The sequence below is a fragment of the Corallococcus sp. CA054B genome (genome assembly GCF_003611625.1).
GTDB lineage: Bacteria > Myxococcota > Myxococcia > Myxococcales > Myxococcaceae > Corallococcus > Corallococcus coralloides.
Map to the genome: position 1 here is coordinate 1 of NZ_RAVY01000090.1, position 13,751 is coordinate 13,751.

Genomic DNA, 13,751 nt, shown 5'->3' on the forward strand with positions numbered 1-13,751 from the left:
GCCCCCGCCCCTCTTCCAACGGCTGTCGCGCCGCGTGGGGGACCTGAAGGGGGAGCGCCTGCGTCACACGTACCAGACGACGTTCTGGTACGCCTTCGGGCCTCCGGAGAACGTGGTGGAGGAGGTCATCCACACGCTGCGGCCCCGGGTGACGAAGGGCTGGAAGATTGCCGGCGTGGAGTGGTGGCTGTCGCGGATGCGGGCCACGGACGTGCGGGTGGACTTCCACCAGGACCGGGACGAGCGGCTGGCGCTGGCCACGGGGAAGCTGGTGCACCCGGTGCGCTCGTCGGTGTTGTTCCTCAACCGGGTGCGGGGCGGCGCGCTGGCGGTGACGCGGGAGCTGCCGTGTGAAGACAACCCGTCGCTCGCGCCGGACCGGCTGGAGGACTTGACGCTGGTGGCGCCGCGCCCCAACCGGCTGGTGGTGTTCGACGGGACGCTGACGCACGGGGTGCTGGACGCGGACAACCAGGTCCCGGACGGCAAGCTGCCGGGGCCTTCGCGCGAGCGGCGCACGCTGGTGATGAACTGGTGGGGCCACCGCCCCACGGACGTGCCCCGGTGGAGCGAGACGCGCTTCTACCGGGCGCTGGCCAGCTGACGGGCTGTTTCACGCAGCCGGTGGGTGACGCGCTCGGCCCACTCGGGTTCGACCTCCATGCAGGCGGGGCGGCGGCCCAGGCGCAGGGCGGCGGAGGGCATGGAGCCGCTGCCGGCGAACGGATCCAACACCGTATCGCCGGGGCGGCTCCAGGTGCGGACCAGGGGCTCCAGCACGGAGAAGGGCTTGTGGTGCGGGTGGCCGCCCCACTGCACGGCCTCCGCGTCATCGTCGTAGCCGCCGACGACGGCCCACACGGTGGGGGCGTCCCCGGGGGCAAGCGGCGGCGCGGGCGTGCGGGCGATGACGAGGGCGACCTCGTAGACGCGCAGGAGCTGCTCGTTGGCGTTCTTGTCGGTGGTGCGCTTGCCCCAGACGTATTCGCCGCGCAGGTGGGTGTAGCCCAGGCCGTACGCGGCGGTGAGGATGGGCTCCTTGCCCAGCAGGTTGGTCCAGATGATGAGGGGCGCGTCCGGGGTGAGGTGCGCGGTGGCGCGCGTGAGCCAGGCCTCGGAGAAGACGCGGTAGTCGCGCACGGACTCGAAGCGGACGATGGGGTTGCGGTCGATCTTCTTGTTCGCGCGGGGGTCGCGCAGGTCCCCGCCCTTGCGGCGCCGGGTGAGCAGGCAATAGGGCGGGTCCGTGTGGAGCAGCGAGGCGCGGGTGTCGCCGAGGGCGGCCCGGTAGCCCTCGGGCTCGCGCGCGTCGGCGCGGACGCAGCGCAGGGATTCGGGCGTGAGGTCGGAGGTCATCGTGTGGAGCCGCACCCTACCCGGCATGGGGACGGGGGTGCCGGGATTCTGGCACGCTCGGTAGCCATGAGGATGCGTCACACGGCGGCCCTGCTGGGCTGGCTGCTGCTCTGCGGGTGCCAGTCCGCGGGCAGCGGACAACCGCGGCGGGAGTACCGGCAGGCCCTGGATTCCGGCACGAATGCGTGCCGGACCAACCCTGCCTACTGCGCGGTCATGCCCACCCGGATCCGCGCGACAGCGCAGGCCGGTGCGTCCGTGGCAGGGGCGCTGAAGGTCATGGATGCGGCGGCCCGAGGCCGCCTGCATGACATCCTGAAGAAGTGCGCGAACCTGGCGAACGAAGAGGTGAATCTGCGACTCCTCGACGGCAAGACGCCTACGGCGCAGCAGTGCGAGGAGCAGGTCGGGACGGATGCGGCGGGCAGACCCATCACCCGGGCCATGCAGTGGGGCCAGGAGAAACACGTGGTCGCCCTTCGCTGCGTCCAGGAGCACCTGTCCGTCGAGCGGCCCGGTGGATTCAGCCTGGAACAACGGTACGGCTACGACATGAGGACGGGAGCGCTCCGGTTGATCACCCGCGCGCAAGCGGAAGCGTGGCTTCGGTCCGGACAGGCGGGCCAGCTTCTGGGCACGCTCATTCCGGATGTGGTCATCCATCTCGGAGACCCGCTTCGCCCCGAAGCGAGCTACGACTTCAAGTTTCCCTGCCCTATTGGCAAGCAAGGTGTCTGGCGAAAGTACCCCAAAGGGCACCCCTGGGAGGACCGCCTCCAGGGTGAAATGTATGAAGAGGCCTTGGGCGTCGATGCCTTCCGGGTCTCCCCCATCTTGGGAGTCTACTGATGCCCGGGAACCTGCCCTCTGTCGAAGTGGTTGCCAGCAATGGCTCCATCATCATGAAGGCGGGGCTCAGCATCTGCTTCTACATGCGACGTTCGCATCGAGAACTGGCCCCCCTGATCTCACAGGCATTGAGAACCTACCTCCAAGCTGTCGGGCGCCAGGCACTGACGTGGTACCCTGACCATGAAGGCGAGTGGCGCGTCCTGGATGACTCCGCGCTCGAATCAACACATCGGGAACTGCTGACGCATCAGGCCCCGTTCATCCACTTGCGGGACAGCTACGGAAGCCTCGTCGACCATCAATTCCTCTACCGGGGCGTTGACCTGGATTCACCGGAGAGCCGCCGCGCACCGGGCCTGCATACCTGCGCGATCTCCTTCTGGCTTCCGGCCCATCCGATCCAATCTCAGGGCCATGGTCCATTCCAAGAACTTGCTCTTTCCCTGGCGAAGTCACTGCCCTTCAACTCCGGCCATGCAGGACCCTCTTTCCATGCCTGGCTGGGCATGAAGGATTTGATGCAGCACATGTTTCAACTTGGACTTCGCTATCCAGGAATGGACGTGCCGGATGAACACAACAATGCCTACTCAGTGGGAGAAAGGGTCCAGGGCGTCCATTGGATGAACTTCCTGGGCCCGCCGATGCTCGAAGCGCTGGGGGGCGCTTCCGCGCTGAAGACCCGTCTCCAGGCACCGGGGACCTCCGTGCTGGCGCTGGGGGAAGACCGTGCCGTCGTTACCCTGGGAGCCGAACCCGATGCGGGCGACACCGCTGAAGGACGCATGCTGCCAGCTCACCGGGAACTGGCACGCATTCTGGAACCCTGGTTCGCGGCTCGAGAGGTCTCACGCCGTCACCGAGACAACGACGCCCTGCGCAGATGGGAGCGCCGGTTCCTGGACTGAGTTGGGATTCAGGCTCAGGGGAAATTGATGCCGCTCCATTGCATCGTCCGGGCGCCATCCACATCCGTGACGCTCAGTTGGTAGCCCTCCAGTTCTGCGCCGTTGACATCGAACTCCAGGATCAAGGTCACCTCAGACTCGGCCGCAATGGGTCCGGTCTGAAAGGGCGGAAAGGATTGCCACTCCTTTCCCTGCCGGTCCACCAGCACGGCCCTCCCGATGGTCCATGGCTTCTTGTCGGCCGTCCTCAGCACCAACTGCACGGCCCGTCGCGAGCCCGACGTGAACGCCGCACCTCTCATCGGCTTGAGTGAGCACGGGCGCCTGCACTTGATGGACTGCTCTACACTCTCGACCCCGATGCCAGGAAGCCGCGTCGAGGCCGTCAGGAGCCCCCGGAGACCCGTCGGCTCAGGCGCGCTCCCTCCCGAGGAAACACCTTCCTTCCGCAAGCGCTCGATCTCCGCGCGAAGTTGCTGCACTTCCTGGCGGTACGACTCCGCGGAACGCACCCGTCGGTAGACTTCCACCTGCCGATCCACGGCACCTGAATCCACCACCAAGGTCAAAGACAACCTTGAGGGAAGCGCCGAGCCCGTATCCTTGAAGGGAATGGACAGCTTCAAGCTGTCCCCTCTCTGCAAGTCATTGGACGGCACGAGCACGAGAACGGAACTGCCCGTGCTCACCCGTGCGAACTGTGCTCGTGAATCCAGGCTCAGTTCGTCCTGCTGGATGTCGGTATCGAAGAGGAGCGTCGTGCTCACCCCAGGCCCGATGTGGATGGGGCGCGTCCCCACACCGTCCGCTCCCACTTCCATCCGGAGCGTCCCCTCAGCCGCATCGTTTCCGACGGGAGAAGCCGCCAATACATGGGTCGACCAGAGAAGAACCGGAAGCGCGACGAACAGACAGGAGGGCACGGTGGGGAGGGCTCCTCGAACCGGGGCAGCAGGAGTTCCCTTCTATCATGGGGCGTTACGTGCACCTGCCGTTCGCGGATGACTCACCTCCACGAGTAGGCGTCGATGCGGCGAGCGCCTACTACCTGGGCTCGTAGTACACGTTAAGACGCTTGACCCCCAACACACCGTACAACTGGTTCGGGACCCACCGGGTCGTAGAGGTGGGCGGCTCGTAGCCTTCAAGGTTCAAACCGTGGCCATATTGACTGTTTCTCTTGTCGAAGTACTCCATGCAAATGGGGAAGACCCTCCCGTCAGGTAGGGTGGCCTCCGTGAAGAGCAACCGGGTGATTCCCGGTTCGAACACCGCGCGGCCCTTCACTTTCGTCCCTATCGGCAAGGCACCGCGCCTCGCCGCCTCGTCATGGACGATGCCGTTGATGGGTCCTTCACGGATCTCCGTCTGGTAAAACTGATCCTCCGACAGCCAGACGCCGTGCCACGCGATGTGGCCGGACCTCAACTCCACCATGGCCTCCTTGGCTCCCGCCGGGCACGGTTCGCTCCGATCCCTGGGGGTGTTGCCACTGCCGCCCGCGCACGACGCGCCCACGCAGGCCGCAACGGCCGCTCCAGCGATCTTCCGCATGACACCGCCGTCCGCTCGCGGGGGTTTCACGGACGGGGTCGCAACCTCGGTGGGCGCGGGCGGAGTCGGCTCCGCCGCAGCGGAATCACCCGCATCCGGCGAAGACGCCACCGCGAGCACGGCGGCATCGGGAAGACTCGGGGTTGGTGTCACGGACGAACTTCCTTTCTCAGACACAGGCGCTACGGCAGGTGGAGGACGGTCCGGCGTCTGTCGCGCCAGTCCGAAGATCAAGAAGCCCAGCAGCAGTGCTCCCAGGCCGAGCACCGCGCCGTAACGACGGCGCCGCTTCGGCTCGACGGCCTCCGCGGGTGATGACGGCTCAGGGGGCGCTGGCTCACGGACGTGCGCTGTCAGCTCCGTGGAACTCCCAGGGAACTGCGACAGCGACACGACACCCCGGTCCAGGCCGGACGCATCCGGATCCGCTGGGACGTCCAGCGAGACCTTCCAGTCCGCGTGGCGCTTGTCCTTCGCGGCGTCCCAGAGCGCCTGCAGCAGCGTCTCCGTCCCCGAGTAGCGATCCTCGGGGCGCTTGGAGAGCAGCCGCATCGCGATGTCCGACAGGCTGGAGGGGACCTTGGGGTTGATGTCCTTCGGCGCTCGCGGCACCACCGTCTCGATGGCGGGCAGCAGCCGTTCGTAGGGAAGGCGTGGGTCGAACGCGTAGCCGTCCGTCAGGGACTCGTAGAGCAGCGCGCCCAGCGCATACAGGTCGCCTGGGATGCCCGCGTCGAAGTTCGCGCCGGCCTTCCAGGAGCCTTCGCGCAGGAAGGCCACACACTCCGGCGGCAGCAGATGCGGCGATGCCGGCGCTACGCCTACGGTCAGCGTGGAGGCCCCTGGGATGCGCGCCGTGCCCAGGTCGATGAGGATGGGGCGCTCGTCCAGACGGCGGATGAGCAGGTTGTCCGATTTGAGGTCGCGGTGATGCACGCCCCTGCGGTGGAGATCCGCCACCACCCGCACGACCTCCGTGTAGACGGTCAGCAGGTGCGCGGCGGAGGGCTTCACCCGCCAGCGCCACTCGTGGAACGTCTCGCCGTCCACGAAGTCGGTGACGTGGAAGAGGTAGCCGTCCGGTGGCTCCGGCCAGCGATCCACGGCGTGCACGCGCGGCAGGTTGGGATGCGGCGCGCACGCGAGCAGCGCCGCCACCTCCCGCGTGACCCGCCCGTTGACATCCTCTTCATCGCTGGCGTGCTGGTTCGCCGGACGCAACGCGAGCTTCAGCGCGTAGACATTCCCGCCCCGCTCCACCTTGAAGACCCGGCCGAAGCCTCCCGCGCCAAGCGCCCCGACGATTCGCCAGGGGCCGACACTGTGGCCGACTTCAAGCTGGTCCGGGTGAAGCGGCGTGGTCATGACCCTGACTCAAGCCGTGACACAACCTGGGAGGTGGGGACGACCACCCGGGTTTTCAGGACCGGCGAGGGCGCCTTCCCTGCCACACCCCACCGCGGAGGTCGGATTCCCCGCAATCCGCGAGCGTGCCCGGCCGATGACGGCGCGGACCCACTTGGCGGAACCACCCAGGGAGCGGTGTTCAATGCGGACAACCTCCGGGGTTGACCCTATCTGGCCCTGCGGGGCTGTCACGTTTTTTCGTGACGCAGCAGGAGGGTCGACCCTGAACGGGCGTCCAACCCGCCAGGCAGCCTGGGTTTCGTGAAGCAGGTTTCAGCCCGTCCGGATGCGACAGGGGGCCCTGCCTGGGATTGCGTGGGGCCCGTCTCCGGCCGGCTATTCGCCTTCGTCGGACGTGTCGTCCGCTTCCGCCAGCGCGCGGGCGGCCTGCTCCCACTGGCCTCCCAGTCGGGCTTCGGAAGCCAGGGCTTCGTCCCAGGAGGGACCATCCGGGAGGAGCCGGGACGCATGCTTCAAGGCCAAGCGCTCCAGCGCGCGGGCTTCGCACAAGCGGCGCAGCTCCAGCGCATCGAGCCCGTTCGCGGCGAGGAAGGCCTCACGGCGAGAGGCCCGGACCTTCCGCTCGTTCCACCACCCGGCCTCCTCCGCGGCGATCTCCTCCTCCGTCGCATCGAGGCCCAGCGAACGCGCCCAGCCCGCGAGCAGTGCCCGCCGCAGACCCGCCTCCGCCCAGGCCGCCGCATCGGGCGCGCCGCGCAGCAGCTCCATCACGCGCCCGGAGTCCACGGCGCGGGACCCCACGCGCGTCACGTCTTCCATCAGGCGCCGGCGCCTCACCAGCGACGAAGGATTGCGCCGCACTCCCGGTTGCATCGGAGGCGCCCGGCTCACGAACTCCGCGCCTGCGCGCACGCACTCGATGGCGTCCAGCCGCTTGAGGTCCTCCACTCCGCCCGCGAACCAGGCGTCCCAGGCTTCGCGCACGGGGCGGGTCCACGCGGGCTCCACGGCCTCGCGGATCCGGGCCCAGGTGCGCTCCTGGTAGAAGATGCCCGCGGCCGCGTCCATCAGGGCCTGCGCCCCCGAACGCCCCAGCACACGCGCCTTTCGCGCCAGCTCCGCCGCGTGCCGCACGTTCACCAGGGGCACGGTGAGGGGACGCCAACCGTGTTCGGCGTCCGCGTGCAGCAGCGCCACTTCCGAGTCGTCCACCGCTACGCCGTCGCGATACCAGCCGAAGATGCGGCCCACGCCGACCACGCCGTGCGCGGACAGCTCGGCGGCACGCAGCGCGCCCATGCTGCCTCCGCCGAAGACGGCCACTCCGGCCTCCAGCGCCGCGAGCAGCTCGTGATGCCACACGGACGGCTGCGCCTCGAAGACGCCGTCCACCAGCACCAGCGCGCGGGGCTTGAGAGACAGCGCCCGCCACACGTCCCCCTGCCGCGCGGGAGGCAACACCGTGCAGGGCGCGATCCGCCGGGCTTCGGCGGCGGGCAACGAAGGCCCCAGGAACACCACCAAGTCCTCGGGCCGGCGCTTCACGCGACTTCCCTTATGCGCAGGCCCCGGGGTGCTCCCGGCTGCCGGAGCACCTGGATCCATGGACCCTGTCCGCTTGCTCCTCACGCGGCTTCCCTCACGCGCAGGACTGCTCGCGGCATCCGGGACGGCCCCTGCACCCTTCCCACCTGACCGCCGCTTCACAGGAGCTCCGAGACGCGCATGCCCGGCACCACGACCTTCCACACGTGCAGCCCGGGCACCGGTGCGTCCAGCGCCACGCCCGCCACCTGCGTGAATCCCGCTCCGTCCAGCAGCGACAACACCGTGCGCACCTTCGCCTTCGCGGTCTTCGCTCGCCGGTCCATCGCGTCCGGCATCGCATCCACTCCGCGACGGGGCCGCACCTCCGACAGGGCCTGCGCGAATCCCAGCGCCGCCTCGCGGTCCGCCGCCGCCACGTCCTCACGGGCTCCGTGGATGTCCGTCAGCCGCGATTGCGCCGCCTCCAGCAAGGCCTTCAGCAACGCCTCATCCCGGTCCATCGCGCACGCATAGCCGGCCGTGAGCGGCACCGGCCCCTCGTCCGCGTCCACCAGCACCGCCGCCGCCACGGGCAGCCCCACCCTCCCGCGCGTCCGGGGCGCGGGCGTCACATCGAAGAGATAGGCCCGAAATCCCTGGGCATTCAGCGCGTCCCTCAGCGCGGCCGTGCGCGGAGCCCCGTCCTCCAGGCCCTCCGGCCGCAGCATCCGCCCCACCACGCCCTCCTCCGACCAGCCCTCCGGCAAGGCCCGCGACAGCTGGTCGCGCTCCGTGGCCTCCAGCAGCGCATGCAGCAGCGCCGGGTCCGACTCAGGATGCGCCCCGGAGCCATTCGTCGTCCACGCCACCGACACCGGACCCAGCTCCACCGTCCCGGCAGGTGGGCAGTACACCCCCTGCGCCGGCACCCAGACCCGCTCGCCCCCATCCAGCGTCCGCGCCTCGCACCACGAGAGCCGCACCGCCGGCCCCGCGAGCCTCGGCGCCACCACCGCGCCCGCCGACCCGAGCGACTCCACGCCCCAGACCGTGTCGCCTGTCCGCTCCAGCTCCGTCCGGGAACCCCAGCGCAGCCGCTCCGGCCGCACCGTCTCCGCCGCCCACAGCTCCGCGGTCTCGAAGAGCGCGCCCCGGGCCGCGGCCTCGTACGTCAGCCCCTTCCCATTACACACCTGGAGCACGTGCCCACCCGGACGCACCGCACAGGCGACCTCCACGCCGGTGCGGTCCAGGCCGGTGACCCGGGCGACCCGGGTCACGCCCAGGCCTCGGGCCAGGGCATCGAGGAAGGCGGGGGAAATGGATTCCATCAAGACAGGTGACACGGAGGGGCACCTTAGCGGACGCCCGGCGCGGCGCGGCATGGGATGACGGGGAAAACGTGGTAGGGGAAGGACAGCCCCGCCGTATCGGGATGGAGCGCGCATCGAATGATTGCCGTCGGAGAACTCGCACCGGACTTCGCAGCGACCGACTGCCATGGGCAGACCGTTCGATTGTCGGAGCTGCGAGGCCGGCGCGTCGTGCTCTTCTTCTTCCCCCGCGCCTTCACCGTGGGCTGCACCATCGAGAACCGCGCCTTCAGGGACAACCACGAACGGATCCGCTCGCTGGGCGCGGAGCTCGTTGGCGTCTCCGTGGACACGCTCACCACCCAGTGCGACTTCGCCGAACAGGAGGGCATCCACTTCGCCCTCCTGGGAGATGACGAACGGCGGATCAGCCGCTCCTGGGGCGTGCTCTGGCCGATCCTCAACATCGACCGGCGCGTCACCTTCATCATCGGCGCGGACGGCGTCGTGGAACACGTCATCCACCACGAGGTGCGCGTCTACCGCCACCTGGACGACGTGCTGAAGTACCTCCAGGCCCACCCCGCCCCGGGCAGCGACTCCGCCTCCGCCTGAGGCCTTGCGCCCGCCCGCCTGCCCGGTACCGGACGCCTCCCGCATGTCCCTGGAGGCGAAAAACGGGCCGGAAAATAACCTTCCGGCCCCTGGAGGGTTTGCGCCCCTGTGAGCGGACGGGTCCTAGGACTGGTGCGGCCCGGTGGGGCCGTGAGCGCTCTCTCGGATGAGGCCCTGTGCGGGGCCTTCCTCGCGGGGGACGCGACGGCGTTCGGCCAGCTCTTCGAACGGCACCGGGGCCTCGTCTTCTCACTGATGCGCCGCTACACCGTGAGCGCGGAGGACGCGGCGGACCTGACGCAGCAGGCCTTCCTCCGGGCCCTGGAGGCATCGCGGCGGGTGTTCGCGCGCTTCACGCCCACCACGCCCACGCCGTTCCGTTCGTGGCTGGTGCGGGTGGCGCTCAACCTGGCGAAGAATCACGCGCGCCAGGGGCTGCGGTGGCGGCCGGTGCTGGTGGAGTCGGTGACGGATGACGTGGCGGCGGACATGAGCGAGGGCGCGGACGCGTCCCTGGAGCGCACCCAGCAGGGCCAACGGGTGCGCCAGGCGGTGCTGGCCCTGCCCCGCCGTCAGCGCGAGGTGCTGACGCTGCGGGTGGACGGCGGTCTGCCGTTCAAGGACATCGCGGAGACGCTGGGCATCACGGAGAACAACGCGAAGGTGCAGTTCCACCACGCGGTGAAACGCTTGAAGGCCGACGTGGCCGGGGAGACGCAGTGATGGGTGCGTGCGTGGAATACGAGGAGCAGGCGAGCCTCCACGCCGCGGAGGCGCTGGAGGGAGAGGACGCCGCGCGCTTCCAGGCCCACCTGGAGTCCTGCGCGGCCTGTCAGGCGGAGGTGGCCTCCGCGCGCGAGGTCCTGGGCCTGGTGGCGCTGCCGCCCCAGACGCCCGTGGAGGTGCGCGCGCAGGAAGGCCTGGGCGCCAGGACGCTGGCGGCGTGGCGCCGGGAGCAGACGCGCCGGGGGATGGGCCGCCGGGCGCTGGGTTCGCTCGCGGCCGTGGCGGCGGTGGTGGCGCTGATGCTGGGGCCGTCCGCGCTGGAGCGGCTCAAGGCGCCCCGCCCGGTGACGACGCCGGCCTCCGTGCAGTCCGCGAGCGCCCGCGACGACGTGGACGCGGAGACGCTGGCCGCCTTCGAGGCGTGGGCCGGGTTGGATCCGCTGGAGGACGACGGCTCGGGGTACGGCTTGGATGAGGACCTGTCGTGGGACGACTCCGGCCTGGACGGAGACTTCGACCTGGGAGAGACACTGTGAAGACGATGAAGCGGATGACCTGGGCGCTCGTGTTCGCGCTGCCGGTGATGGCGATCGCGCAGCCTGGACCGAGGGAGCCGGGGGCTCGTGACGCCGACCGCATGGCCCGGGCCGAGCAGCGGCAGCGGCTGCGGCAGGTGCTGGAGCTGGCGGACACGCTGGAGCTGGACAGCGCGCAGGCCCTGAAGATGGATGAGACGCTGCGCCGCTTCGAGGACCGGCGCCGCCCGCTGCGCGAGCAGGTGCGGGACTCGGCGCGCATCCTCCACCTGGCGTCGCGGGGCGACAGCGCGGCGCTGGGTCAGGTGGACGCGGCGGCGCAGAAGGTCTTCGACGCCCGCGCGCAGATCGCCGCGCTGGACCGGGAGCTGTACCAGGCGCTCGCCAAGGACCTGACCCCGGAGAAGCGCGCGCGGCTGGCCGTGGTCATGGCCCGCTCCGAGAGCATGAAGGGGCTGAAGGCCAAGGGACCGAAGGAATCCCGCGGCGACTGAGGACGCCCCTCCCCGGAGTCGGAGGCGGACGGACGGGCACGGCCGGGCAGCCCCAGGAGCCATACCCAAGGTCATGGCATCGACCGGGCTCCTACCCCAAGGGGGCCCCTCCTCCTGGAGTCCGCCATGCGTCTGCTGTCCCGTGTTCTTCCCGTGCTCGTGGGCCTTGGGCTCGCGTCCTGCGCGGGCGTCGATGTCGGCACCAACTACGACCCCGCCGCCGTCCAGCGCATCCAGCAGTTCCACACCTATGCGTGGCTGACGCATCCCCAGCAGACGAAGGACACGCGCATCAACAACGACATCACCAACAGCCAGGTGATGGGGGCGGTGGACCAGGACCTCCAGTCCCGCGGCTATCAGCGGGTGGATGCGAGCGCGAACCCGGACTTCCTCATCGGGTGGCAGGGCGCCATCAACAAGCGGTTGTCCGCGGAGACGGTGGACAACTACTGGGGCTACCCGTGGGATCCGTTCTGGGGTTCGTACTACGGGCCCTCGCAGACGTACGTGCGCGAGTACGACGAGGGCACGCTCATCCTCGACGTGGTGGACGCGAAGGAGAGGAAGCTCGTCTGGCGCGGCACGGCGAAGTCGGACATCGGCGAGAACCCGAGCGCCCAGACCGACAGCGGCAAGATTGAAAAAGGCGTGCAGAAGATGCTGAAGGACTTCCCGCCCGAGCCGAAGGAGAAGAAGTAGGCGCTCCTTCAGCGCGCGCGCCGCCACGCCCGCGTGAGCAGCAGGCCTCCCAGGAGGCCACCCACGCCCAGCAGCACCACCAGCAGCGTGAGCCAGAGGAACACGCGGTCCACCAGCGGACCCAGCCGGTCGAACGCGTGGTCCACCCAGCCGCGCGCCAGTCCGTCCAGCTGCTGGAGCGTGGCCACGCGCTCGGCGTGCAGCGCGTCCACCACCGCCTGCCGCTCCCGCCCCACGTCCGCGGACACCGCCCGCCGCTCGCCGGTGATGAACTCCTGGAGGCCCAGGCGTTCGGCGTGCAGCGCGTCCAGCACCGCGCGGCGCTCACGTTCGATGAGCGCGGGCGAGTTCGCGGCCACCGCGCCCACGCGGTCCAGCAGGTCCACCGTGCGCCCCAGCTCCGCCAGCGCGGCCTGGACCGTGGGAGCGCGAAGGGCGTCGGTCGCGACCAGCTCCGCCTGCCAGCGGGCCTGCCGGGGCAGGCTGGTCGCGTAGAGGTCCACTCGCGCGGTGAGGTCGCGCGTGTCCTCGACAAGGCCGGCGGCCGCGGAGCGCAGGCCCCCGCCGGACACGTCCGTCACGGAGGCCAGCAGCGACGTGGTGGACTCGCGGGTCACGAGTGGCCCGGTCAGCGGATGCTCCGCCGCCCACGCGTGGACCCTCGCACGCGCCGACGACACGTCCTCGCTGCCAGTCACCTCGCGCCAGAGGTCCTCCACCTGGGACTCCAGGTCCGCGAGCGTCTCATTCGCTTGCGACACCACCTCCGGCGACGGGTTCTCGGCATAGTGCGGCAGCGCGTCCTGGAGCTGGACCAGCAGGGCCCAGGTGTCGATGAGGGCGGCCACGGGGTCCGGTTGGAAGAGCGAGCTCTGCACGGCGGGCACCGCGTTGGACTTGAAGCGCAGCATGGCCCCGGCCACCTGGGGCGAGCCGGAGCGCGCGGCCACGTCGTCCGCCATGGCCTCCAGCAGGCCGGAGAACCGCCGCGCCAGGTCTCGCACCTGGATGCGCAGCGCCGCCACGGACAGGTCGGAGTGCCCCACGCGCGTGGCCAGCTCCGAGCGCCGCGGCTCCAACGACGCGCATCCACCGCCCAGCGCCGCGAGCAGCACCACGGTCACGACGCGGACTGGGAAGAGAACCGGAGACATGGGCCGGGACCCATGCTGCGCACGCCCGGCCCCGCCGCCGAGCAGTCCCCCGGGGCGGAGCCAACGTCGGACGTCCGACGCCCGTCACTTCTCCGCGAGCGCCTTGTCGATGGCGGCCTTCAGCTCCGGGCTGTCGGGCGTGACGCTGCTGGGGAAGGCGGCCTTCACCTGGCCGTCCTTGCCCACCACGTACTTGTGGAAGTTCCACTTGGGCTCGCCATGGTCCTTGGCGAGGAACGCGTAGACGGGGGACTGGCCCTCGCCCTTCGTCTTCACCTTCTCGAACATGGGGAAGGAGACCTTGAAGCGCAGCTCGCAGAACTTCGCGATCTGCTCGGAGGTGCCCGGCTCCTGGCCTCCGAAGTCGTTGGACGGGAAGCCCAGCACGACCACGCCCTTGTCCTTGTAGCTGTCGTAGAGCGACTGGAGGCCCTTGTACTGCGGCGTGTAGCCGCACTCGGACGCGGTGTTCACGACGAGGGCGACCTTGCCCTGGAAGTCCGACAGCTTCTCGGGCTTGCCGTCGAGCCGGTTGGCGGAGAGCTGGTGGAAGGACATGGCTTTCTTCTCGGTCTTGTCCGCGGCGGAGGCCGCCGTGGAGAGGGAGAGCAGCGTCGCGACGGTGCACAGCAGGGAGGTTCTCATG

15 protein-coding genes are annotated in these 13,751 nt (G+C 69.8%); 8 read left to right on the forward strand and 7 right to left on the reverse strand.

Features of this window, described 5'->3' with window-relative positions:
- Nucleotides 1–604, forward strand: a 604-nt coding sequence (locus D7V80_RS21845) for a hypothetical protein (RefSeq protein ID WP_120589985.1), incomplete at its 5' end; no start/stop codon positions are given.
- Here D7V80_RS21845 and D7V80_RS21850 read toward each other — a convergent pair.
- Nucleotides 583–1,356: a DNA methyltransferase gene (locus D7V80_RS21850; RefSeq protein ID WP_120589986.1), complete on the reverse strand. Its 774-nt coding sequence runs from the start codon at nt 1,354–1,356 to the stop codon at nt 583–585. The genes D7V80_RS21845 and D7V80_RS21850 overlap by 22 nt on opposite strands.
- A gap of 72 nt (nt 1,357–1,428) precedes the next feature.
- Between D7V80_RS21850 and D7V80_RS21855 the strand changes: the two genes are divergently transcribed.
- Entirely contained in the window at nt 1,429–2,205 is a 777-nt protein-coding gene (locus D7V80_RS21855; protein WP_147447173.1) for a hypothetical protein, read from the forward strand.
- Nucleotides 2,205–3,116 (forward strand): type VI immunity family protein, encoded by a 912-nt coding sequence (locus tag D7V80_RS21860; RefSeq protein ID WP_120589988.1) that lies wholly within the window; start codon nt 2,205–2,207, stop codon nt 3,114–3,116. Before D7V80_RS21855 ends, D7V80_RS21860 begins: the two co-directional genes overlap by 1 nt.
- 14 nt (nt 3,117–3,130) lie before the next feature.
- Here D7V80_RS21860 and D7V80_RS21865 read toward each other — a convergent pair whose 3' ends face one another.
- The 4 genes from D7V80_RS21865 to D7V80_RS21880 form a co-directional block, all read right to left on the reverse strand.
- Nucleotides 3,131–4,039, reverse strand: a complete 909-nt coding sequence (locus tag D7V80_RS21865) for a DUF2381 family protein (protein WP_120589989.1) — start codon at nt 4,037–4,039, stop codon at nt 3,131–3,133.
- Nucleotides 4,040–4,160: 121 nt separating this feature from the next.
- Entirely contained in the window at nt 4,161–6,035 is a 1,875-nt protein-coding gene (locus D7V80_RS21870) for a serine/threonine-protein kinase (RefSeq protein WP_120589990.1), read from the reverse strand.
- A gap of 378 nt (nt 6,036–6,413) precedes the next feature.
- Complete coding sequence (locus tag D7V80_RS21875; protein WP_120589991.1) at nt 6,414–7,583, reverse strand: TfuA-like protein; 1,170 nt, start codon at nt 7,581–7,583, stop codon at nt 6,414–6,416.
- Between the two features lie 158 nt (nt 7,584–7,741).
- A complete protein-coding gene (locus D7V80_RS21880; RefSeq protein WP_120589992.1) occupies nt 7,742–8,896 on the reverse strand; it encodes a YcaO-like family protein in 1,155 nt (384 codons plus the stop codon).
- A gap of 120 nt (nt 8,897–9,016) precedes the next feature.
- Here D7V80_RS21880 and D7V80_RS21885 point away from each other — a divergent pair, with 120 nt between their 5' ends.
- The 5 genes from D7V80_RS21885 to D7V80_RS21905 all read left to right on the forward strand — a co-directional run bounded on the left by D7V80_RS21885 (nt 9,017) and on the right by D7V80_RS21905 (nt 11,951).
- Nucleotides 9,017–9,493 carry a peroxiredoxin gene (locus tag D7V80_RS21885; RefSeq protein WP_014398465.1) on the forward strand — a complete coding sequence of 159 codons (477 nt, stop codon included), beginning with the start codon at nt 9,017–9,019 and terminating at the stop codon, nt 9,491–9,493.
- A 150-nt stretch (nt 9,494–9,643) separates the two neighbouring features.
- Complete coding sequence (locus D7V80_RS21890) at nt 9,644–10,216, forward strand: RNA polymerase sigma factor (protein ID WP_120589993.1); 573 nt, start codon at nt 9,644–9,646, stop codon at nt 10,214–10,216.
- Nucleotides 10,216–10,755 carry a zf-HC2 domain-containing protein gene (locus tag D7V80_RS21895; protein ID WP_120589994.1) on the forward strand — a complete coding sequence of 180 codons (540 nt, stop codon included), beginning with the start codon at nt 10,216–10,218 and terminating at the stop codon, nt 10,753–10,755. The genes D7V80_RS21890 and D7V80_RS21895 overlap by 1 nt, the downstream gene beginning before the upstream one ends.
- Before the next feature lie 5 nt (nt 10,756–10,760).
- Entirely contained in the window at nt 10,761–11,249 is a 489-nt protein-coding gene (locus D7V80_RS21900) for a hypothetical protein (protein WP_120590013.1), read from the forward strand.
- Between the two features lie 126 nt (nt 11,250–11,375).
- Complete coding sequence (locus D7V80_RS21905) at nt 11,376–11,951, forward strand: DUF4136 domain-containing protein (RefSeq protein ID WP_120589995.1); 576 nt, start codon at nt 11,376–11,378, stop codon at nt 11,949–11,951.
- An 8-nt stretch (nt 11,952–11,959) separates the two neighbouring features.
- Here D7V80_RS21905 and D7V80_RS21910 read toward each other — a convergent pair whose 3' ends face one another.
- Both D7V80_RS21910 and D7V80_RS21915 read right to left on the reverse strand, forming a co-directional pair.
- Nucleotides 11,960–13,105, reverse strand: coding sequence for a chemotaxis protein (locus D7V80_RS21910; RefSeq protein WP_120589996.1), 1,146 nt, complete (start codon nt 13,103–13,105; stop codon nt 11,960–11,962).
- A gap of 84 nt (nt 13,106–13,189) precedes the next feature.
- Nucleotides 13,190–13,750, reverse strand: a complete 561-nt coding sequence (locus tag D7V80_RS21915) for a glutathione peroxidase (protein ID WP_199738791.1) — start codon at nt 13,748–13,750, stop codon at nt 13,190–13,192.
- Between the last annotated feature and the right edge of the window lies 1 nt (nt 13,751).

What these genes read in the sequence shown, in the direction of transcription:
- D7V80_RS21910 (WP_120589996.1), bottom strand. Translation starts at nt 13,105, where the DNA reads ATGTCTCCGGTTCTCTTCCCAGTCCGCGTCGTGACCGTGGTGCTGCTC.
- D7V80_RS21885 (WP_014398465.1), top strand. Translation starts at nt 9,017, where the DNA reads ATGATTGCCGTCGGAGAACTCGCACCGGACTTCGCAGCGACCGACTGC.
- D7V80_RS21900 (WP_120590013.1), top strand. Translation starts at nt 10,761, where the DNA reads ATGAAGCGGATGACCTGGGCGCTCGTGTTCGCGCTGCCGGTGATGGCG.
- D7V80_RS21870 (WP_120589990.1), bottom strand. Translation starts at nt 6,035, where the DNA reads ATGACCACGCCGCTTCACCCGGACCAGCTTGAAGTCGGCCACAGTGTC.
- D7V80_RS21850 (WP_120589986.1), bottom strand. Translation starts at nt 1,356, where the DNA reads ATGACCTCCGACCTCACGCCCGAATCCCTGCGCTGCGTCCGCGCCGAC.
- D7V80_RS21860 (WP_120589988.1), top strand. Translation starts at nt 2,205, where the DNA reads ATGCCCGGGAACCTGCCCTCTGTCGAAGTGGTTGCCAGCAATGGCTCC.
- D7V80_RS21905 (WP_120589995.1), top strand. Translation starts at nt 11,376, where the DNA reads ATGCGTCTGCTGTCCCGTGTTCTTCCCGTGCTCGTGGGCCTTGGGCTC.
- D7V80_RS21895 (WP_120589994.1), top strand. Translation starts at nt 10,216, where the DNA reads ATGGGTGCGTGCGTGGAATACGAGGAGCAGGCGAGCCTCCACGCCGCG.
- D7V80_RS21855 (WP_147447173.1), top strand. Translation starts at nt 1,429, where the DNA reads ATGCGTCACACGGCGGCCCTGCTGGGCTGGCTGCTGCTCTGCGGGTGC.
- D7V80_RS21915 (WP_199738791.1), bottom strand. Translation starts at nt 13,750, where the DNA reads ATGAGAACCTCCCTGCTGTGCACCGTCGCGACGCTGCTCTCCCTCTCC.
- D7V80_RS21880 (WP_120589992.1), bottom strand. Translation starts at nt 8,896, where the DNA reads ATGGAATCCATTTCCCCCGCCTTCCTCGATGCCCTGGCCCGAGGCCTG.